This window comes from Pseudomonas sp. Irchel 3A18 (assembly GCF_900187465.1).
In the GTDB taxonomy this organism is placed as follows: Bacteria; Pseudomonadota; Gammaproteobacteria; order Pseudomonadales; family Pseudomonadaceae; genus Aquipseudomonas; species Aquipseudomonas cichorii.
In genome coordinates, this window is sequence record NZ_FYDI01000003.1 from 274,247 (window position 1) to 295,198 (window position 20,952).

The 20,952-nt window shown below is 58.7% G+C and carries 16 protein-coding genes; 8 read left to right on the plus strand and 8 right to left on the minus strand.

Annotated elements, in window-relative coordinates:
• Positions 1–2 precede the first annotated feature (2 nt).
• Both typA and thiI read right to left on the minus strand, forming a co-directional pair.
• Complete coding sequence (typA, locus tag CKW23_RS06875; protein WP_025258114.1) at positions 3–1,823, minus strand: translational GTPase TypA; 1,821 nt, start codon at positions 1,821–1,823, stop codon at positions 3–5.
• Between the two features lie 140 nt (positions 1,824–1,963).
• Positions 1,964–3,418, minus strand: a complete 1,455-nt coding sequence (gene thiI, locus CKW23_RS06880) for a tRNA uracil 4-sulfurtransferase ThiI (RefSeq protein WP_025258113.1) — start codon at positions 3,416–3,418, stop codon at positions 1,964–1,966.
• A 332-nt stretch (positions 3,419–3,750) separates the two neighbouring features.
• Between thiI and glnA the strand changes: the two genes are divergently transcribed.
• From glnA to ntrC, 7 genes are all read left to right on the plus strand, one after another.
• A complete protein-coding gene (gene glnA, locus CKW23_RS06890) occupies positions 3,751–5,157 on the plus strand; it encodes a glutamate--ammonia ligase (protein ID WP_025258112.1) in 1,407 nt (468 codons plus the stop codon).
• A gap of 168 nt (positions 5,158–5,325) precedes the next feature.
• The gene (locus CKW23_RS06895; protein WP_025258111.1) at positions 5,326–5,748 is read left to right on the plus strand and encodes a cupin domain-containing protein; all 423 of its coding nucleotides are present in this window, start codon (positions 5,326–5,328) and stop codon (positions 5,746–5,748) included.
• An 87-nt stretch (positions 5,749–5,835) separates the two neighbouring features.
• Complete coding sequence (locus CKW23_RS06900; protein ID WP_025258110.1) at positions 5,836–6,393, plus strand: chorismate mutase; 558 nt, start codon at positions 5,836–5,838, stop codon at positions 6,391–6,393.
• Between the two features lie 61 nt (positions 6,394–6,454).
• Positions 6,455–6,985, plus strand: coding sequence for a DUF4124 domain-containing protein (locus CKW23_RS06905; protein WP_051427761.1), 531 nt, complete (start codon positions 6,455–6,457; stop codon positions 6,983–6,985).
• Positions 6,969–7,613, plus strand: coding sequence for a DUF4124 domain-containing protein (locus tag CKW23_RS06910; RefSeq protein WP_025258108.1), 645 nt, complete (start codon positions 6,969–6,971; stop codon positions 7,611–7,613). Before CKW23_RS06905 ends, CKW23_RS06910 begins: the two co-directional genes overlap by 17 nt.
• A gap of 303 nt (positions 7,614–7,916) precedes the next feature.
• Entirely contained in the window at positions 7,917–9,002 is a 1,086-nt protein-coding gene (glnL, locus tag CKW23_RS06920; protein ID WP_025258107.1) for a nitrogen regulation protein NR(II), read from the plus strand.
• A complete protein-coding gene (ntrC, locus tag CKW23_RS06925; protein WP_025258106.1) occupies positions 8,999–10,435 on the plus strand; it encodes a nitrogen regulation protein NR(I) in 1,437 nt (478 codons plus the stop codon). Before glnL ends, ntrC begins: the two co-directional genes overlap by 4 nt.
• A 68-nt stretch (positions 10,436–10,503) precedes the next feature.
• Here ntrC and mgrA read toward each other — a convergent pair whose 3' ends face one another.
• From mgrA to CKW23_RS06945, 4 genes are all read right to left on the minus strand, one after another.
• Positions 10,504–11,541 carry an L-glyceraldehyde 3-phosphate reductase gene (mgrA, locus tag CKW23_RS06930; RefSeq protein ID WP_025258105.1) on the minus strand — a complete coding sequence of 346 codons (1,038 nt, stop codon included), beginning with the start codon at positions 11,539–11,541 and terminating at the stop codon, positions 10,504–10,506.
• Positions 11,542–11,590: 49 nt separating this feature from the next.
• The gene (locus tag CKW23_RS06935) at positions 11,591–12,535 is read right to left on the minus strand and encodes a sulfonate ABC transporter substrate-binding protein (protein WP_095067292.1); all 945 of its coding nucleotides are present in this window, start codon (positions 12,533–12,535) and stop codon (positions 11,591–11,593) included.
• Positions 12,536–12,689: 154 nt separating this feature from the next.
• Positions 12,690–14,018: an LLM class flavin-dependent oxidoreductase gene (locus CKW23_RS06940; protein WP_025258103.1), complete on the minus strand. Its 1,329-nt coding sequence runs from the start codon at positions 14,016–14,018 to the stop codon at positions 12,690–12,692.
• Positions 14,019–14,063: 45 nt separating this feature from the next.
• On the minus strand, positions 14,064–16,331 hold the full coding sequence (locus CKW23_RS06945) for a TonB-dependent receptor (protein ID WP_095067293.1): 2,268 nt from the start codon (positions 16,329–16,331) through the stop codon (positions 14,064–14,066).
• 216 nt (positions 16,332–16,547) lie between these two features.
• Between CKW23_RS06945 and CKW23_RS06950 the strand changes: the two genes are divergently transcribed.
• A complete protein-coding gene (locus CKW23_RS06950; protein WP_095067294.1) occupies positions 16,548–17,594 on the plus strand; it encodes a LacI family DNA-binding transcriptional regulator in 1,047 nt (348 codons plus the stop codon).
• Between the two features lie 67 nt (positions 17,595–17,661).
• On the opposite strand, the gene betT is transcribed toward CKW23_RS06950, so the two are convergent.
• Both betT and epsC read right to left on the minus strand, forming a co-directional pair.
• Positions 17,662–19,620 (minus strand): choline transporter BetT, encoded by a 1,959-nt coding sequence (betT, locus tag CKW23_RS06955; protein ID WP_218250565.1) that lies wholly within the window; start codon positions 19,618–19,620, stop codon positions 17,662–17,664.
• 247 nt (positions 19,621–19,867) lie between these two features.
• On the minus strand, positions 19,868–20,821 hold the full coding sequence (gene epsC, locus CKW23_RS06960) for a serine O-acetyltransferase EpsC (RefSeq protein WP_025258099.1): 954 nt from the start codon (positions 20,819–20,821) through the stop codon (positions 19,868–19,870).
• Positions 20,822–20,952: the final 131 nt, after the last annotated feature.

Genomic DNA, 20,952 nt, shown 5'->3' on the forward strand with positions numbered 1-20,952 from the left:
TATCAAGCCTTGGCTTTCTTGGCAGCGCGGGTACGCTCGCTTTCGTCGAGGATCTTCTTGCGAAGACGGATCGACTTTGGAGTGACTTCGCACAGCTCGTCGTCCTGGATGAATTCCAGAGCCTGTTCCAGAGTGAAACGAACAGGTGGAACCAGAGCGATGGTTTCGTCTTTACCCGAAGCACGCATGTTGTCGAGCTTCTTGCCCTTGGTAGGGTTGACGCCCAGGTCGTTGTCACGGCTGTTCAGACCAACGATCTGACCGTTGTAGATTTCCTGACCGTGCTCAACAAACAGCTTGCCGCGCGCTTGCAGGGTTTCCAGGGAGTAGGTCAGTGCCTTGCCGGTTTCAACCGAAACCAGAACGCCGTTCTGACGGCCGGACATGTCGCCAGACTTCATCACGTCGTAACGGTCGAAGATCGAGGTCAGGATGCCTGCACCGGAGGTCAGGGTCAGGAACTCGTTACGGAAACCGATCAGGCCACGAGCCGGGATGTTGTACTCAAGGCGAACACGGCCCTTGCCATCCGGGACCATGTTGGTCAGGTCGCCTTTACGCAGACCCATTTGCTCCATGATCGAGCCTTGTGCATCTTCCGGCAGGTCGATGGTGACGTTTTCGTACGGTTCATGTTTCACGCCGTCAACCAGACGGATGATCACTTCCGGACGACCTACGGCCATTTCGAAGCCTTCGCGACGCATGGTTTCGATCAGAACCGAGAGGTGCAGCTCACCACGGCCGGAAACCTTGAACTTGTCAGCCGAGTCGCCTTCTTCAACGCGCAGAGCAACGTTGTACAGCAGCTCTTTGTCCAGACGTTCCTTGATGTTACGGCTGGTGACGAACTTGCCTTCTTTACCGCAGAAAGGCGAGTCGTTGACCTGGAAGGTCATCGAAACGGTAGGTTCGTCAACGGTCAACGGCACCATTGCTTCCACGTTCAGCGGGTCGCACAGGGTGTCGGAGATGAACAGCGAATCCATACCGCTGATGCAAACGATGTCGCCAGCTGCAGCTTCTTCAACGTCGATGCGATGCAGACCGTGGTGACCCATCAGCTTCAGGATACGACCGTTACGGCGTTTGCCGTCGGCGCTGACCGCTACAACCGGAGTGTTCGGCTTGACGCGACCACGAGCGATACGGCCAACACCGATAACACCCAGGAAGCTGTTGTAGTCCAGAGCGGAGATCTGCATCTGGAACGGACCGTCACGGTCAACAGACGGCGCAGGTACGTTGTCGACGATCGACTGGTACAGCGGGGTCATGTCTTCAGCCATGTCGGTGTGGTCCAGACCGGCAATACCGTTCAGGGCCGAGGCGTAGACGACTTTGAAGTCCAGCTGTTCTTCGGTGGCGCCCAGGTTGTCGAACAGGTCGAAGATCTGGTCCAGAACCCAGTCAGGACGCGCGCCTGGACGGTCAACCTTGTTGATGACCACGATTGGACGCAGGCCGGCTTCGAAAGCCTTCTTGGTCACGAAACGGGTTTGCGGCATAGGGCCGTCTTGAGCGTCAACCAGCAGCAGAACGGAGTCAACCATCGACATCACGCGCTCTACTTCACCGCCGAAGTCGGCGTGGCCCGGGGTGTCCACGATGTTGATGTGGTAGCCGTTCCAGTTGATCGCGGTGTTCTTCGCGAGAATGGTAATACCGCGCTCTTTCTCCTGGTCGTTGGAGTCCATGACGCGCTCGTCGTTGAGCTCGTTACGCTCCAGAGTGCCGGACTGACGCAGCAGTTTGTCTACCAGGGTGGTTTTGCCATGGTCAACGTGAGCAATGATGGCGATGTTACGTAGATTTTCGATCACTTGTGTATCTCGATCAGAGGATTCGGTGAGCTGACTGTGGTCAGGCAGCAATTAACATTGAGTCGGCAAAAGCCGTTACGGCTTGACGACTGGTGTCGGGGGGCCGGTGACGCAAGCCACAGGCAAACAGCCCCGGGCACTTAGCTAGGTCGATAAACGCGCACATTGGCATGCCCCTCACTGAGCAGATGGTGAGCATGCAGGCGACTCATGACGCCTTTGTCGCAATACAACAGGTACTGGCGCGTGTTATCCAGTTCCTTGAAGCGGCTGTTCAATGCATAGAACGGCAGCGTCTGTATCTCTACGCCCGGCACTTGCAACGGCTGATCTTCCTGGGCATCCGGATGACGGATGTCGATGACGACCTGACCGGCCAGCGCCTGGCTGACTTCTTCTATTTCGACATTCTGGCTCAGATCGTCGATCACCCGATCGACGGTCACCAGCCTGGCACGTTCGAGCGCTCGCTCGAGAACAGCCATGTCGAACTGCTTCTCTTCATACTCAACGCGATTACGCTTGGCGTTGGTCTTGGGGTTGACCGAAATCACCCCGCAATATTCAGGCATGTGCCGGGCGAAGTCGGCCGTGCCGATTTCAGTCGCCAGATCGACGATATCCTGCTTGTGGCTGGCAATCAGAGGTCGCAGCACAAGTTTGTCGGTGGCCGAGTCGATGACCGACAGATTGGGCAGCGTCTGGCTGGACACCTGCGAAATCGCTTCCCCCGTCACCAGCACATCAATTTCGAGACGGTCGGCAACAGATGAGGCAGCGCGCAACATCATACGCTTCAAAACTACACCCATATGACTGTTATCGACTTTCTGCAGAATTTCTCCCAGAACTTCTTCGAAAGGTACGCTTACAAACAGCACTCTCTGGGAGCTGCCGTACTTCTTCCAGATGAAGTGGGCGACTTCCATCACACCCAGCTCATGGGCACGACCACCCAGATTGAAGAAGCAGAAGTGCGCCATCAGGCCACGACGCATGATCTGGTAGGCCGCCACGGTCGAGTCGAAACCACCGGACATCAGCACCAGTGTCTGTTCAAGCGCGCCCAGCGGATAACCACCCATGCCAGTGTGCTGGTCATGAATGACAAACAGACGCTGGTCGCGAATTTCCATGCGCACCACGAGTTCGGGCTTGCGCAGCTCGATACCCGCGGCACCGCATTGCTGGCGCAACTGGCTGCCGACGTACTTCTCGACGTCCATGGAGCTGAAATCGTGCCGCCCCGCACGCTTGCAGCGCACGGAAAACATCTTGCCCGGCAGCAGGTCGCCGTAATGCATCTTGCACTTGGCAACGATGTCATCCAGATCACCCAGCGGGTATTCGGCAACCTGCAGGAAATTGGCAATGCCCGGCATACAGCTCAGGCGCTCGGTGATGCCCTGCAGGACCTTTGGATCGGTCAGCCGTGTTTCGACCTCAAGGTTGTCCCATACGCCACCCACGACAATGTCCGCGTCCAGTTCACGGAGCACGGTACGAATGTTCTTGGCCAGCTGGCGGATGAACTTCTTGCGCACCGGCGGGCTTTTGATGGTGATTTCGGGAAAAACTTTGACGATTAGTTTCATGGAAACGGTACGTGAGGTGCCGGCCGAAAAAGGGGGGCGCGGATTATAGCGGAAATTGCTCAAGGTTTAACCAGTTATCGTACTACCAATCATCAGCGCACTAAAAAGGCACGTCGCGGCATTTTTAAGCACCACAACAGTGCGTCATTTTGCCGATAAATCCATTTTCGCCCCCGAAAAGGCCTTGTTTGGGGCAAAAAACCCAACACGGGGCACTGGCATGCAATTTGCTCCCTTGTGAGGCAGGTTGCCTTGGCAGAGTATCTGCGCCGGCATCACCCAAATTTAAGGGGCCACAACCATAACCAGGCCCTAGCCACCCGGAGGACACCATGTCGAAGTCGGTTCAACTCATCAAAGATCATGACGTTAAATGGATTGATCTGCGCTTCACTGACACCAAAGGCAAGCAGCAACACGTCACCATGCCAGCTCGCGATGCGCTGGACGACGACTTCTTTGAAGTCGGCAAGATGTTCGACGGTTCCTCCATTGAAGGCTGGAAAGGTATCGAAGCCTCCGACATGATCCTGCTGCCGGACGACAGCTCCGCAGTTCTGGACCCGTTCACCGAAGAGCCGACCCTGATCCTGGTCTGCGACATCATCGAACCTTCGACCATGCAAGGCTATGACCGCGACCCACGCGCCATCGCCCACCGCGCCGAGGAATACCTGAAGTCCACCGGTATCGGTGACACCGTATTCGTTGGTCCGGAGCCAGAATTCTTCATCTTCGATTCGGTCAAGTACAAGTCCGACATCTCCGGCTCCATGTTCAAGATCTTCTCCGAACAAGGCTCGTGGATGTCTGACCAGGACGTGGAAGGCGGCAACAAAGGCCACCGTCCAGGTATCAAAGGCGGCTACTTCCCGGTTCCACCGGTCGACCACGACCACGAAATCCGTACTGCCATGTGCAACGCACTGGAAGAAATGGGTCAGGTCGTCGAAGTTCACCACCACGAAGTGGCAACTGCCGGCCAGAACGAAATCGGCGTGAAGTTCAACACCCTGGTTGCCAAGGCTGACGAAGTTCAGACCCTCAAGTATGTCGTGCACAACGTTGCCGACGCTTACGGTCGCACCGCTACCTTCATGCCCAAGCCTCTGTACGGCGATAACGGTTCGGGTATGCACGTTCACATGTCCATCGCCAAAGATGGCAAGAACACCTTCGCGGGCGAAGGCTATGCCGGCCTGTCCGACACCGCCCTGTACTTCATCGGCGGTATCATCAAGCATGGTAAGGCCCTGAACGGCTTCACCAACCCGTCGACCAACTCCTACAAGCGTCTGGTCCCAGGTTTCGAAGCTCCGGTCATGCTGGCCTACTCGGCTCGTAACCGTTCCGCCTCGATCCGTATTCCTTACGTCTCCAGCCCACGCGGCCGTCGTATCGAAGCCCGCTTCCCGGATCCGGCAGCCAACCCGTACCTGGCGTTCGCCGCACTGTTGATGGCTGGCCTGGACGGCATCCAGAACAAGATCCACCCTGGCGATGCAGCTGACAAAAACCTGTATGACCTGCCGCCAGAAGAGGCCAAAGGCATTCCACAAGTTTGCGGCAGCCTGAAAGAAGCCCTGGAAGAGCTGGACAAAGGTCGTGCGTTCCTGACCAAAGGCGGCGTTTTCAGCGACGACTTCATCGACGCTTACATCGAGCTGAAAAGCGAAGAAGAAATCAAGGTACGTACTTTCGTACACCCACTGGAATACGAGCTGTACTACAGCTGCTGATCCAGTCGCGCCAGCGGTAATGGCGTAAATGAGGCCTCCTTCGGGAGGCCTTTTTCATGCCCGCGTTTTTACTGGCATGTAGTAAATAATTAGCACCTTGCAGCCCTGGCTTTTTGGAATTCTTGCGTTTCGCCTTGAGATCAATCAATCGCAAAACCGGGGGTTTCCATGAACATCAACATCCTGCTGGTCGTCGCCAGCCTGTTATTGGGCAACATGGCTTTCGCTGACAAAAACATGCAGGGCACAAACCAGCCCACATCCCAGATATTGCTCGAAGCCACCCAGTCATGGGATGGAACGCCCTACAAGGCTTATCCCGAAGGCCAGCCGGAACTGAGCATTCTCAAGATCAGCATCCCGGCGAACAGCACGCTGAAATGGCACCAGCACCCCGTTCCAAACGCCGCCTACGTCCTTTCCGGCGAACTCACGGTCGAAGCAAAGGAAGGGGGCAAGTCCATTCGTATCAAAGCAGGTGAAACCCTGGCCGAAATGGTGGATATCATTCACCGCGGCAAGACCGGCAATACACCGGTCGAACTCGTTGTGTTCTATGCTGGAGCCGCTGGAACACCGTTATCGCGCTAAACGGCCATGCCTCGTATTGCCACTGGCTCTGGTCGATGACCTGGAGTTAAATCTGCGCTCCACCCACAGATTCGAGATGGAACTGCCATGCGCCTGCTTCTGGCCACTTCGCTGCTGACTCTGACATGCATTTCTCCCGGCATTGCTCTCGCCGCCGAACAGAAGCCATCCCCCCTTGAACCTTTGCTGCAAGCCATCAGCGAGCGCCTGACCATTGCCGATCAGGTTGCCCTGAGCAAATGGGACAGCGGCAAGGCTGTCGAGGATCCACCTCGCGAGCAGCAGGTCATCAGTGCCGCTCAGGCCCGTGCCGCCGAATTCAAACTCAATCCCGACGATGTTCAACGACTGTTCCGCACCCAGATCGAAGCCAACAAACGTGTGCAGAACGCCCTGCTCGAACAGTGGCACACGGCAGGCAAGGCACCCGATACCGCACGCCAGAGCCTGGTCGACGACATCCGCCCCAGACTGGATCGACTGCAGACCGAATTGCTGCGCACCTATGCCGATTTCCAGCCGGTCCGCGCCTCGGACAACTGTCGGACACTGCTGGATGCCGCACTCAAGCATCACCGTACCGACCCGATTCACGATCAGGCACTGGTACTTGCCACCACGGATCTGTGCGCTGCGAAACTGTAAGCCTGACCGCCCGACCGAAGTGTTCTATGCTGACGACCTTCCCTTTGCTGCCGAGAGCCTCATGCGCCAAAGCCTCATCTGCCTGTTCCTATTGATCAGCCTGCCTGCCGTGGCACAGATCTATAAGTACACTGATGCGAATGGCAATACCGCGTTCAGCAATCAGCCGCCCAACGGCATCAAGACCGAGGTCGTCGAGTTACCGCCACTCAACAGCGTGGAAACCCGGGTTCCCTCCGCACCAGCCACGAACATCGCACCACACCCGACGAGCACACAGACACAGCCTCGGGACGCATACAGCACACTGGAACTGACCGACCTGCCGACAGACGAAGCATTGCGCGCCAATAACGGCACCTTCACGGTGGGCGTGAAGATTCAGCCGCGCCTGCACCCCGGCCACCAGCTCCAGTTGCTGGTGGACGGCAACCCTTACGGAACACCCACCAATATCCCCCGCCTGCAGGTGGTGAATATCGATCGGGGCGAACACAGTTTTGCGGTCGTGGTGCTGGATTCCCAACGTGTCGTCCAGCAAAGCCAGACAATCACCCTTACCGTGCAGCGCGTCCATGTCAACCGGCCCTGAACGACACCTGCTCCATGGCCTGCTGATGTGCCTGTTGCTGCTGACAGCCTTGCCGTCAGCCGCTGACGTCTATACCTACATCGATGCCAACGGCAACCGGGTATTCACCGATCAGCCGCGCAAGAATGCCAAGCGCGTGGAGATACCGCCCAGCAACAACATGACGGGCACACCACCCGCCCGCCCCTATCAGGCAGCACCCGCAAAACCCAAGGCCAAGTCGATATTTCGCTATCAACTGCTGCGGGTTCTGGTCCCCGAGCCGGACGGAACAGTACGCAGCACCAGCGGCGACGTCATCGTGACCGTCACCAGCGAACCGGCTCTGCAGCCCGGGCACAACTATCGCCTGTTTCTGGATGGCCAACCCGCAGGCCAGCCCGGACGCAGCCCGGTCATCCCGCTGAGCAATATTGATCGGGGTACGCACCAGCTATCGGTCGAGATAGTCGATGAGTACGACCGCGTGCTGGAAAAAACGCCCAACCAGCCCTTCCACATGCTGCGCACCTCACTGGCGCAAAAACGCAAAGCCAACCCCTGCCAGCTCCCCGAGTACGGTGTACGTCCCGAGTGCCCGATCAAGGACAAACCCGAGGAAGAAAGCAGCATCCTGCCTTTTTTCTAGGCATAAAAGGTCATCCCGCCACCAAAGCACCTTAATGGTGCATCATGTACCTCGGCACGCCTCAAGACAGCCCAATATGGTTCAGAAATGACTGTCGCATGGCGCCTTATGTGAGCACTGATCCAAAAAAAGCCCGATTTTGCGAATTAAACGCTTCTTTTCGGAGCCTTGGTTTGGTTCTTGCAACTTCGCTTGCACAGCACCCCGTTAAGCACCGTATCAGTGGCTTTGCTGATGCTGGCCAGGACGGCTCAGCCCTGCACCTCCGCGATTGCAATGTGCCAAAAGAGGTCAACAAGATTCATGACTATCAGCGACGCGCTGCACCGTCTGTTACTGGACAACCTGACCACTGCCACCATTCTGCTCAATGCCGATCTGCGCCTTGAGTACATGAACCCGGCAGCGGAAATGCTGCTGGCCATCAGTGGTCAGCGCAGCCATGGACAATTCATCAGCGAACTGTTCACCGAGTCCGCCGAAGCACTCAGTTCGCTTCGTCAGGCCGTGGAGCAGGCCCACCCTTTCACCAAGCGCGAAGCCATGCTTACCGCACTGACCGGTCAGACCCTGACCGTCGACTATGCGGTGACACCTATCCTCAACAAGGGTGAAACCCTGTTACTGCTTGAGGTTCATCCTCGTGATCGCCTTCTGCGCATCACCAAGGAAGAAGCCCAGCTGTCCAAGCAGGAAACCACCAAGATGCTGGTGCGTGGCCTGGCTCACGAAATCAAGAACCCCCTCGGCGGAATTCGCGGCGCGGCTCAGTTGCTGTCCCGCGAGCTGCCCGAAGAAAGCCTCAAGGACTACACCAACGTCATCATCGAAGAGGCCGATCGCCTGCGTAATCTGGTCGACCGGATGCTGGGCTCCAACAAGCTGCCTTCGCTGGCCATGACCAATGTGCACGAGGTACTTGAGCGGGTCAGCAGTCTGGTCGAGGCAGAAACCCAAGGATGCATCACGCTGGTGCGCGACTATGATCCAAGCATCCCGGACGTTCTGATCGACCGTGAACAAATGATTCAGGCCGTACTCAATATCGTACGCAACGCGATGCAGGCCATCGGCAGTCAGAACGAGCTGCGCCTGGGACGAATCACCCTGCGCACCCGCGCCATGCGTCAGTTCACCATCGGGCACATTCGCCATCGACTGGTGAGCAAGATCGAAATCATCGACAACGGCCCCGGTATTCCGGCCGAACTTCAGGAAACCATTTTCTACCCCATGGTCAGTGGCCGCCCGGATGGTACGGGACTCGGTCTTGCCATTACCCAGAACATCATTAGCCAGCACCAGGGCCTGATCGAATGTGAGAGCCATACCGGCCACACCACTTTCTCGATCTTCCTGCCGCTGGAACAAGGAGCCGCTTCGCCATGAGCCGTAGTGAAACTGTCTGGATCGTAGATGACGATCGTTCCATCCGCTGGGTACTGGAAAAGGCCCTGCAACAGGAAGGCATGACCACACAAAGCTTCGATAGCGCGGATGGGGTGATGAGTCGCCTGGCCCGTCAGCAACCGGACGTGATCATTTCCGACATCCGCATGCCCGGTGCCAGCGGCCTGGATCTGCTGGCCCGGATTCGCGAGCAGCATCCGCGCCTGCCGGTGATCATCATGACCGCCCACTCGGACCTGGACAGCGCCGTTGCGTCGTATCAGGGCGGTGCCTTCGAGTACCTGCCCAAACCGTTCGACGTCGACGAAGCCGTCTCGCTGGTCAAGCGTGCCAACCAGCACGCCCAGGAGCAGCAAGGCCTGGACGCAGCGCCGACCCTGACCCGCACCCCGGAAATCATTGGTGAAGCCCCTGCGATGCAGGAAGTGTTTCGTGCCATCGGGCGTTTGAGCCACTCCAACATCACCGTGCTGATCAATGGCGAGTCGGGCACTGGTAAAGAGCTGGTCGCCCACGCTCTGCACCGCCACAGCCCGCGCTCGGCTTCGCCGTTCATTGCGCTGAACATGGCAGCGATTCCCAAGGATCTGATGGAGTCGGAGCTGTTTGGCCACGAAAAAGGCGCCTTCACCGGCGCGGCCAACCTGCGTCGCGGTCGCTTCGAGCAGGCCGATGGCGGCACGCTGTTCCTCGATGAAATCGGTGACATGCCAGCTGACACCCAAACGCGCCTATTGCGGGTACTGGCTGACGGCGAGTTCTATCGGGTTGGCGGCCATACGCCGGTCAAGGTCGATGTGCGCATCATTGCCGCGACTCACCAGAACCTCGAAACCCTGGTACAAGCCGGCAAGTTCCGTGAAGACTTGTTCCACCGCCTGAACGTGATCCGCATCCATATTCCACGCATGTCGGACCGGCGCGAAGACATTCCGACCCTGGCCAAACACTTCCTGAGCCGCGCCGCGCAGGAACTGGCGGTCGAGCCAAAACTGCTCAAGGCCGAGACCGAGGAATACCTCAAGCACTTGCCATGGCCGGGTAACGTTCGCCAACTGGAGAACACCTGCCGCTGGATCACGGTCATGGCTTCAGGCCGTGAAGTGCATATCAGCGACCTGCCACCCGAACTGCTCAGCCTGCCGCAAGATGCCGCGCCAGTCACCAACTGGGAACAGGCATTGCGTCAGTGGGCCGACCAGGCCTTGTCCCGTGGGCAGTCCAGCCTTCTGGACAGCGCCGTGCCGACCTTCGAGCGCATCATGATCGAAACCGCCCTCAAGCACACAGCAGGTCGCCGTCGCGACGCCGCCGTGCTGCTGGGCTGGGGCCGCAACACCTTGACCCGCAAGATCAAGGAACTGGGCATGAAGGTCGATGGTGGGGATGACGATGAAGGGGATGAGGGTTAAACCCCCACTCCCCCATTCATGATGTGATCTGTAAGGGCGAATTCATTCGCGAATGAATTCGCTCTTACTTATTGGGCAAGCGATGGCTTGGCCCAGAGGTTGATCCCGCCTTCCACGGCGAAACGATCGATCTCGGCCAGTTCCTCACTGCTGAACTCAAGGTTCTTCAACGCGCCGACGTTCTCGATGATCTGCTCTGGACGGCTCGCACCGATCAGGGCTGACGTCACACGTGGATCGCGCAGGGTCCAGGCCAGAGCCATCTGTGCCAGGCTCTGGCCGCGACGCTTGGCGATCTCATTGAGCGCCCGCACATGGGCAATGTTCTCTTCCGACAAATGCGAAGCCTGCAACGAACCGCCACCCGGACGATTGACCCGGGCGTCCTGCGGCACGCCATTGAGATACTTGTCCGACAGCAGTCCCTGAGCCAGCGCAGTAAAGGCAATCACGCCCGTGCCCAGCTCTTCGGTGGCATCAAGCAGGTCCTTCTCGACCCAGCGGTTGAGCAGGTTATAAGCCGGTTGATGAATCAACAACGGCACCTTCCACTCTTTCAGCAGCGCGGCGATTTCGCGGGTTTTCGAGCCCGAGTAGGAAGAAATACCGATGTACAGCGCCTTGCCCTGCTGTACGGCAGTGGCCAGTGCGCCAGCGGTTTCCTCCAGCGGAGTATCAGGGTCGAAGCGATGGGAATAGAAGATGTCCACATAGTCGAGGCTCAGACGTTGCAGGCTCTGGTCGAGACTGGCCAGCACGTACTTGCGTGACCCGCCGCCCTGCCCGTAAGGCCCCGGCCACATGTCCCAGCCCGCCTTGGTGGAGATGATCAACTCGTCACGGTACTGCTTGAAATCTTCACGCAGCAGGCGACCAAAATTGACCTCGGCACTGCCATAAGGCGGGCCATAGTTGTTGGCCAGGTCGAAATGGTTGATACCCAGGTCGAATGCCGTGCGCAGCATGGCGCGCTGTGTCTCGATGGGCGTGCTGTCACCGAAGTTGTGCCAAAGACCAAGCGAGAGGGCCGGCAACACCAGCCCACTGCGGCCGGTACGGCGATAAGGCATGTCGTTATAGCGGTTTTCGGCAGCGATGTAGGTCATTGAGTCCTCTCTTGTTAGGTGGTTTGGGATGGCTTTTTCGCAAATACATTCATTCGCGAACGCCTTCCTTCAATACAGCCTGTTGTACATCGACCCGCTTGGGCACCAGTCGGTTCTCGTAGAACAGATCGGCGGTGGCCTGTTGGGCGCGGATGATTTCGGGCGTGATCGGCAGACTGGGTGATTCTGGACGATGGTCGATGTACTGGGCGATCACCGCCTCAGGCAGGCCCATGCTGCGCACCAGGATCTGAATGCTTCCGGCCCGGTCACTACGGGTCAGCGCATCGGCGGCGCTCAACTCATCCAGGACTTGCTGAACGAACGCCCTGTTGCTTTCGGCATAGGCCCGGCGGGCAGTATAGATCGGCCCAGACAGGCCAAGCCCTTCGCCATTGGCCAGCACACGGCTATGTCCTTCGTTGATGGCGATTGAGTAATAGGGGTCCCAGATGGCCCAGGCATCGACACTGCCGTTCTCGAACGCGGCACGGGCATCGGCCGGGGTCAGGTAGACCGGCTGGATATCCTTGAAGCTCAGACCGGCCTTGTTCAAGGCCCGCAGCACCAGATTGTGTGCGCTGGAGCCCTTCTGCAGAGCGACCTTGCGGCCTTTGAGGTCAGTCACGCCTTTGAGAGGGCTGTCATTGCGCACCAGGATGGTTTCGGCTTGCGGCTTGGCGGGCTCGGCACCGATGTACACCAGATCGGCACCCGCCACCTGAGCGAAGATCGGCGGAATATCGCCGGTCGAAGCGATATCCAGACTGCCGATATTCAAGGCCTCAAGCATCTGCGGCCCGGCTGGAAACTCGATCCACTTGATCCGGGTATTGGCAAAACGCTTTTCCAGCAAGCCGTGCTCCTTGGCCAGTACCAGTGTGATGGAGCCTTTCTGATAGCCGATGCGCAAGGCGTCCGGCTCCTTGGCGATCGCGGTGTTGAACACCCCGCACAAGGTCAGGGCGGCAGCGATGAAGGCCAGTGGTTTCATGAGGTTTTTCCTTGTGAATATGATTGCACTGCAGAGCCCTCGCAGGAGCGAATCGGGCGGCGCTCCGCTTAATTCGCGAGAGGCCCGTACATCCGAAGAAGATCTACCGCCTTCAATGACGTCTCGCGGATGAATCCGCTCCTACCGTCGTCAGTTACTCAAACCGGTTGGACGGTCTTTGCAGCCCGAGGTTTTCACGCAGGGTCGAGCCTTCGTATTCGGTGCGGAACAAGCCACGGCGTTGCAACTCAGGCACCAACAGGCGAGCCACATCTTCCAGGCCTCCCGGTAAATGCGGCACCAGCACGTTGAAGCCGTCCGCAGCACCTTGCTCGAACCAGGTCTGTAGCTCATCGGCGATCTGCACTGGCGTGCCGATCAGGCTGTAATGCCCTCGGCCACCGGCGATGCGACGTCCCAACTGCGCAAGGTTCAGGTTTTCCTTTTCGGCCAGATCGGTCAGCAGCTTTTGCCGACTGCGCTGGCCGCTGTCGGTCAACGGCAGCTCCGGCAACGGTCCGTCCAGCGGATAGCCCGACAAGTCGAAATTACCCAGCATGCGGCCCAGCAACGCCACGCCCACATGAGGGTCGACCAGATCCTGGAACGACTCGAATGTTGCCTGAGCCTCGGCCTCGGTTTCAGCCACCACGATAAACACACCAGGCATGATCTTCAGCGACTCGGCACTGCGACCGTATGCCTTCAGCCGACCCTTGATGTCGGCGTAGAACGCCTGGGCATCGGCCAGTGACGTCTGGGCCGTGAAGACCACTTCCGCCGTTTGCGCCGCCAGATCACGCCCGACCTCCGAAGACCCCGCTTGCACCACGACAGGCTGGCCTTGCGGAGAGCGCGCCACATTCAGCGGGCCTTTGACCTTGAAGTGTTCGCCCTGATGGTCGAGCACATGCAGCTTGGCAGGGTCGTAATACTCCCCGCTGGCCTTGTCGCGGACAAAGGCATCGTCCGCCCAACTGTCCCAGAGCCCGGTCACGACCTGATGAAACTCCCGGGCGCGGCTATAGCGCTCGGCGTGTCCCACATGTTCTTCACGGCCAAAGTTCTGAGCTTCGGCGGCAGCATCGGACGTCACCAGATTCCAGCCGGCTCGCCCACCAGACAGATGATCCAGCGAGGCGAACTTGCGGGCGACGTGGTAAGGCTCGTTATAGGTCGTGGTCGCCGTTGCAATCAGGCCGATGTGCTCGGTCACCGCGCTCAGGGCCGACAGCAGCGTCAGCGGCTCGAAATGATCGGAGCGCGCCATGTGACTGGCGATATCTCCAGTCGCGGCCGCCACACTGTCGGCCACGAACAGCGCGTCGAACCGTGCAGCCTCCGCCACCTTGGCCAGATGCTTGTAGTGCTTGATATCAAGCCCCGCATTGGCCGGAACATCCGGGTGACGCCAGGCCGCCACGTGGTGCCCGGTGGCCATCAGAAACGCGCCTAACTTCAACTGACGAGCGGACTCGCTCATAACCAACTCCTTACCGATTCATTGAGGGTTGTTGCACGCAACGGCTCAAAAATCCTTACGCAACTGCACACCGAAATAACGCTCGTCATCACGTGGTACTGCACGGTAGATGTAGTTACCGCCAGTGGCCAGCATTGGCGAGTAAGACTTGTCAGCCAGGTTCTTGCCCAGCAACGCGACACGCCAGCCTGCGTTGTAATCGGCCAGGGCAACGCTGGCGTTCCAGATACCGTAGGCGCCTTGTTTGGTGTCGGCGTTCTGGCTGATGTCGTACTGCACTTCACTCTGCCAGCTGTAATCGGTACCCAGTTCGATATCCAGGCCGTTATCCAGCGGGATGGTGTAGTCGGCACGAACGTAGCTTTTCCAGTCAGGGCTGTAGGGCAGAGTCTTGCCATCGACGTTGCAGGACGCCGCCGCACCGGCAGGGCACGCGAAACTGTCGATGCGCGCCTGGGTGTAAGCCAGGGCACCGGAGATTTTCAGGTTGGTGGTGGCCTGCAAGGCGTAGTCGAGTTCGACACCTTCAGTGCTGACACTGCCGGCGTTGATCAGGCGCGTTACCACTTGCCCGGCCACACTGTCGAAGAAGTTCGCCTGGTAGTTGTCGTACTCGCTGCGGAACACGGCCAGGTTGGTGGTCAGGCGATTGTTCCAACTGGTGGCCTTGATGCCGACTTCCCAGGTGTTGGAGGTTTCCGGCTTGAGCGCATCGGTATCACGTGGCTGCATGTTGAAGAACACGTTATAGGCCGGGCCCTTGTAACCACGCGAGTAGGTGACATAAGTGGTGACCGCATCGCTGAGGTCGTATTGCAGACCCAGGCGACCGGACTTGCCATCTTCATCCACTGTACCCGAGCTGCTGGTGGCCGGCTGAATGCCACTGACCGTAGTGGCCGAGGTGGAGACACGACGGTGGTCGTATTCCAGCTTGTCGTGGGTCCAGCGCAGACCGGCAATGGCACGAAAATCAGGCGTGAAGTTGAACGTGGTTTCACCAAATACCGAGTAGCTTTCGCTGGTGGTGCTGTAGTCGGCGACGCCGCGGTCCTGGGTGGTGGGAGTGATCAGGGTGCGTTGATAGGTTTCGTCGCTCTTGCCATGCATGTAGAACAGGCCGCCGACGTACTCCAGAAACTCACCTTTAGGCGAAGCCAGACGCAACTCCTGAGAATACTGGTTGTACTCCAGTTGGCCCTTGTCTTCAGTGCCGGGGAACGCGGCGGTGATGGTGCCCAGACGGTCACCATCCTGATACTGGGTGTTGTCCCAGCCGCGCCAGGCCGTGATGGACGTCAGGGTGTAGTCGCCCAGCTTCCAGTCCAGTTGGCCAGACAACCCTTTGTTGACGTCGTCCACATGGCTGCGGTAATCGCTGTTCACATCGCGGTTGTCGCTGTCGGCGCGCACCGGTGACAAGGCACTGCTGAACGCTGGTGTCAGCGACTTGCTGACTACGCCGTTTGGCGCATCGTCATGGGCCTGCATGTAGTCGGCGATCAGAGTGAATGTGATGTCGTCATTGGGGGTGAATTCCAGCTTGCCCCGTGCGCCCTTGCGGTTATAGCCGTTGACTTCCTGGCCATTGAGTTTGTTGTCGACGTTGCCGTCGTAGCTGCCGAACAGGGTCGTGATCGAGCCCTTGAGGGTCTGCGGAATCAGGCTGCCGCCAATACCGAAGCGCGTGCGGCTTTCATTGCCGCTGAAATAGGACTGATCGATGTAGCCATGAGTCTCTTCGGTCGGCGCCTTGGTGACCACGTTGAGCACACCGGCCGAAGCGTTCTTGCCGAACAGCGTGCCCTGAGGACCGCGCAGGACTTCGATGCGCTCCAGATCCAGCAAATCCAGGGTTGCCTGGCCTGGACGACCGAGCACGACACCGTCGATGACTGTCGCAACCGTCGGTTCGACGCCCGGCGATGTGGAGATAGTGCCCACGCCACGAATGAACAGCGAAGTATCCTTGTTGGAAGCGCCGGTGCGGAAGTTCAGGGTCGGGATCTGCTGCACGATGCTGGACACACCATTGCGATTGTCGCGCTCCAGTTGCTCGCCCTCGACCACGGAAACCGCGACAGGCACTTTCTGCAACGACTCTTCGCGGCGCGTTGCGGTAACGGTAACAGCCTTGAGCGTAGGTGCCTCGGCATTCTGCGTGGCTTCGGTTTCAGCCATTGCCGGAGCCAGCGGCAAAGCCGCCAGGCTCATCAGCAGCATGCCGCAACGACGTCCCCGCGTCGTATTGGCCTGGCCGATGGCTTGCGCCAGAAGGTTGTGTTTGACGCTATCCCCAAGTGTTGTGTGCATCTGCGTGCCTGCCTGATATGTGCTCTGGTCGGTCAGTGTTCATGCACTGACGTCTGAAATTGCCGGCTAACCGGGTTCGGGCATTCGCGGTGGCGAGTAGCAGACAAACCAGTTTGTTAGCGCTAACATCACCAGTATCAGTAACCGACACATAGATCGTCAAATACTGAAAAATTAGATTTATATTCCTTTTTCTTTTATACGAAGTGACTGCCCATGGCTGACGACATCCCTGCGACACGCAAACGCCGAGGCGCAGGCCGCGTGACCATCACAGGCGTGGCAAAGCAGGCAGGTGTTTCGGCCATTACCGTGTCGCGTTATTTCAACCAGCCGGATCAGGTGTCCCCAGAGTTGCGCGAGCGCATCGCCGCAGCGGTCAATCAGCTCGGCTACGTGCCCAATCTGGTGGCGGGCGGCCTGGCCTCGGCGCGCAGCCGGGTAGTGGCCATGGTGATTCCCAACATCTCGGGGCCGATCTTTGCCAATACCATCCAGGGTTTCAGCGACACCTTGAGCAAGCACGGTTTCCAGTTGCTGCTGGCCTCCAGCTACTTCTCAACAGAACAGGAAGAAAGCGCGGTGCGGGCGTTCCTGGGCTGGTCACCGGCCGCGCTGGTCCTGACCAGCCGCTTTCACAGCGAAGCGACTGAAAAGATGATCGAACAGGCTGATATCCCGGTGATCGAAACCTGGGACCACCAGCCAGGCCGCAGCCCGATCCAGATCGGGTTTTCGCATTACGACGTGGGCGTCAGCGCTACCCGCTATCTGCATGGCAAAGGCTACCGACGCATCGCCTTCGTGCAGAACAGCATGGCGGGCGACTTCAGCGCCCTTGAACGCCGTGACGGCTACATCGCCACACTGGAAACCTTCGGCCTCAAGCCAAGGGTGTTCGTCCCGGCTGAAGGAATGGCCCCCTTCGAGGCGGGCAAACAGGCGATGGATACACTCATGAACGGCCCGGACAAACCCGACGCCATCTTCTTTGCCAACGACAACCTGGCCGCTGGCGGACTGCTCGCCAGCCAGCGTGCAGGCCTGCAAATACCCAAGGATTGCGCCGTCATGGGCTTTGGCGACTACGCCTTCGCCCAAATGATGATGCCCAGCCTCAGCACCATCAAACCACCCGCCCTGGAAATCGGCGTCCTCGCCGCACAGCGCGTACTGGAAAGCCTGGGCGTGCTGCCGCTGGAAGGGGAAATACAACGACTGAACCTGCTCGACTGCAGCCTGGTTGAGCGGGAGAGTACGTGACAACGTAGCTGCAAGCTGCAAGCTTTTGACTTGAAGCTTAAAGCTTGCAGCTTGAGGCTTTAACGCTCTACCTCACCAAATGCAAAAACTGCATATGCCGTTCGTACTGGTCCAGTATGTCGTTGATGACCTGTTCCTTCGTGTAGCCCACCAGGTCGTAATCCTGGCTGCCTTCGCTCAGGTGGACTTCGGCGCGGTAGTAGCGACGGTTGTTCAGTTGCTTGGAGCCCATGCCGCCACGGGCGAAGGACGGGGTGAAGAAGCCTTTCATCTGTACCTGGTAAATGAACGGACGCTCTTCACCGTGGCCGATTTCAAGGCTGACCGAGTCGTTGGACGGGTCTGGTTGAGTATCGACACTCAGGCCCTTTTCGACGAACACCGCTGTCACGTCTTCAATCGCCGGGCGTACGGTCTGGTCGAGGAAGCGATAGACCTCGTCGCGCGACGGATAGTGCACGGCTTGGCTCAAGCGTTGCCGCCAGCCGCCACGTCGCGCACCGGAAGCCGGGGCAAGGGAATAGGTCTGGGCGATCTGGCGCTGGGTCTCCATGAAGAATGCTTTGTGCAGCCCCCACATCATCAGCAGCAGGATCAGCGAGAACGGCAGCGATGTCAGCACGACCGCTGACTTCAGCGCATCGATGCTGCCGGAGAACAGCAGTCCGCTGGTGATCACAGCGGTTGCAACGCCCCAGAACACACGCAGCCATTTCGGGCCGTCTTCATCCGGGCCACCGCCTTTGGCAGACAGGGTGGACAACACCACGGTGCCCGAATCCGCCGACGTGACGAAGAAGACGAAGCTGATGAATACCGTCACCGCAATGACCGTCTTGCTCCACGGATAGGTTTCCAGCAGCAGGTACAGGGTCATCGACGGATCATCGATGGCCGACTGTCCCAGCGCAGTCATGCCGTGGTTGAGCACTTGCTCAATGGCGCTGTTACCGAAAATCGACATCCAGGCAAGTGTGAAACCCAAGGGGATCAACAGCACACCAAAGACAAACTCGCGAATGGTCCGGCCACGGGAAATACGCGCAATGAACAGGCCGACAAAAGGCGCCCACGCAATCCACCAGGCCCAGTAGAACACTGTCCAGCCGCCCAGCCAGCCCTTGGCGTCGCTGCTGTAGGCATAGACATCGAAACTCTTGGTCGGCAGCGCGCCCAGGTAGTCACCGATGTTCTGCACCAGCGTGTTGAGCAGGTGTTGAGTCGGGCCGGCGAACAGGACGAACAGCAGCAGTGCGCAGGCGAGCAGCATGTTGATGTCGGACATGACCCGCACGCCCTTGTCGACGCCCGAGACAGCCACCAGGATGGCTGCGCCCATCATCAGCGTGATCAACCCGACCTGAATCCATTGGGTATGGGAAACACCGAACAGGTAATCCAGACCCGAGTTGAGGTGCAGCACGCCGAATCCCATATCGGCGCCAAGACCAAAGATGGTCGCGATGATGCCAAAGCCATCGACGGCATAGCCGATAGGGCCGTTGATGCGCTTGCCGATCAGCGGATACAACGCCGAGCGCAAGGCCAGCGGCAGGTTGTGACGGTAAGCGAAATACGCCAGCGCCATACCGACGAAGGCAAATACGCCCCAGCCATGCAGGCCCCAGTGCAGGAACAGCAACTGCATGGCCTGACGTGCGGACTCAGTGGTGCTGCCCTCGCCCTGCGGCGGTTGCAGCATGTGGGTCAGGGGTTCGGAAACACAGAAGAAGAACAGCGTGATGCTGATCCCGGCGGCAAACAACATGCCCGCCCATGACAGATAGCTGAACTCGGGCTCGTCGTGGTCGGCACCGAGCTTGATCTTGCCGTAGCCAGACAAGGCGGTGACCACCACGAAGACCAGATACAGCGTCATGGCCAACATGTAATACCAGCCGACCGTATTGGCCGCCCAGTTCTGCGCTGCCAATAACCATTCGCCGCTGGCCTCGGGGAGGGCGATCACGGTGACGCCGAAGATCAGGATGATGCTCGCGGCAAAGTAGAACACCGGAGCATTCATGCGGACCTGGCCGCTGGATGGGGAAACAGACGTACTCATGAACGGTACGCCTCTGCTTCAAGACAAAAAGCTCCAGAAAAAGAGGAAAACACGAGAAGGACTCCTGGTATGAGCGGGCAGAAAACTACCTGCAAAAAACAAATCGCATACAGGGGATGCGGGCTCAGACCAGGGGTATGACGCACGATGACGCAGGATCGTTCCCTACGGCAAGCGGCAAGCCACAAGCTTGAAGCTACCAACTCTCTTACTTCTGAGTTCCGTCGTCCTGTTGCAGCAGGTTGGCCTGGGTCAGGTTGCAGCCCGCCGGGACGCTACGGGTCAGCCAGACGTTGCCGCCGATGGTCGAACCCTTGCCGATGGTGATGCGCCCCAGAATGGTTGCACCGGCATAGATCACCACATCGTCTTCGACAATCGGGTGGCGAGCATGGCCTTTCTGCAACTGGCCATCTTCGTCCGCCGGGAAGCGCTTGGCGCCCAGCGTTACAGCCTGATAGATTCTGACCCGCTCGCCGATAATGGCCGTTTCGCCAATCACGACGCCAGTGCCATGGTCGATGAAGAAGCTAGGGCCGATCTGCGCGCCGGGATGGATATCGATACCGGTGGAGGAATGGGCGATTTCCGAGCTGATGCGCGCCAACAGAGGCAGGCCGGCCCGATACAGGTGATGCGCCAGCCGATGATGGATCACCGCAAGAATCCCCGGATAGCACAACAGAACTTCATCCACACTGCGCGCCGCCGGGTCGCCGTGATAGGCCGCCAGCACATCGGTATCGAGCAGCAGACGAATGCCTGGCAAGGCCGTGGCGAAATCCTGAATCAGCTCCAGTGCCCGCTCGTCGATCCCCTGAGTCCCGCTGCCCTGCTGATGGGCCACGTAACGCAACTCCAGCCGTGCCTGAGCAAGGAGCGCATTGAGTGCCACGTCCAGGGTATGGCCGACGTAGAAATCCTCGCTTTCTTCGCGTAGATCTACCGGCCCCAGACGCATCGGGAACAAAGCGCCGCTCAAGGCTTCGAGAATCTCGCCCATGGCCGCCCGGGAAGGCAGCTCCCGACCACCATGCTCACCGCTCACCCGCCTGTTGCGAGTACGCCAGTCTTCACGCGCGGTGCGCAACTGGCTGACGATGCGCTGCAACTGCCAATGGCTGGAGCGGCCCGAGGCAGGTGCTTCTGGAATATCGCTCACGCTGAACTCTCCTTGAGTCAAAGAAGGCAACCCGATGATGGAGGCCCCTGCGGCCTCCACTCTACGGCAAACATTTGCACGGAAAAAATAACAATTTACGTAGGGCTTTAGCCTCCCTGTCATAAGACATC

Bases quoted from the DNA above. Each gene is read 5' to 3' on its own strand.
- thiI (WP_025258113.1), bottom strand. From the start codon at position 3,418: ATGAAACTAATCGTCAAAGTTTTTCCCGAAATCACCATCAAAAGCCCG.
- glnA (WP_025258112.1), top strand. From the start codon at position 3,751: ATGTCGAAGTCGGTTCAACTCATCAAAGATCATGACGTTAAATGGATT.
- CKW23_RS06895 (WP_025258111.1), top strand. From the start codon at position 5,326: ATGAACATCAACATCCTGCTGGTCGTCGCCAGCCTGTTATTGGGCAAC.
- CKW23_RS06900 (WP_025258110.1), top strand. From the start codon at position 5,836: ATGCGCCTGCTTCTGGCCACTTCGCTGCTGACTCTGACATGCATTTCT.
- CKW23_RS06905 (WP_051427761.1), top strand. From the start codon at position 6,455: ATGCGCCAAAGCCTCATCTGCCTGTTCCTATTGATCAGCCTGCCTGCC.
- CKW23_RS06910 (WP_025258108.1), top strand. From the start codon at position 6,969: ATGTCAACCGGCCCTGAACGACACCTGCTCCATGGCCTGCTGATGTGC.
- glnL (WP_025258107.1), top strand. From the start codon at position 7,917: ATGACTATCAGCGACGCGCTGCACCGTCTGTTACTGGACAACCTGACC.
- ntrC (WP_025258106.1), top strand. From the start codon at position 8,999: ATGAGCCGTAGTGAAACTGTCTGGATCGTAGATGACGATCGTTCCATC.
- mgrA (WP_025258105.1), bottom strand. From the start codon at position 11,541: ATGACCTACATCGCTGCCGAAAACCGCTATAACGACATGCCTTATCGC.
- CKW23_RS06935 (WP_095067292.1), bottom strand. From the start codon at position 12,535: ATGAAACCACTGGCCTTCATCGCTGCCGCCCTGACCTTGTGCGGGGTG.
- CKW23_RS06940 (WP_025258103.1), bottom strand. From the start codon at position 14,018: ATGAGCGAGTCCGCTCGTCAGTTGAAGTTAGGCGCGTTTCTGATGGCC.
- CKW23_RS06945 (WP_095067293.1), bottom strand. From the start codon at position 16,331: ATGCACACAACACTTGGGGATAGCGTCAAACACAACCTTCTGGCGCAA.
- CKW23_RS06950 (WP_095067294.1), top strand. From the start codon at position 16,548: ATGGCTGACGACATCCCTGCGACACGCAAACGCCGAGGCGCAGGCCGC.
- betT (WP_218250565.1), bottom strand. From the start codon at position 19,620: ATGAATGCTCCGGTGTTCTACTTTGCCGCGAGCATCATCCTGATCTTC.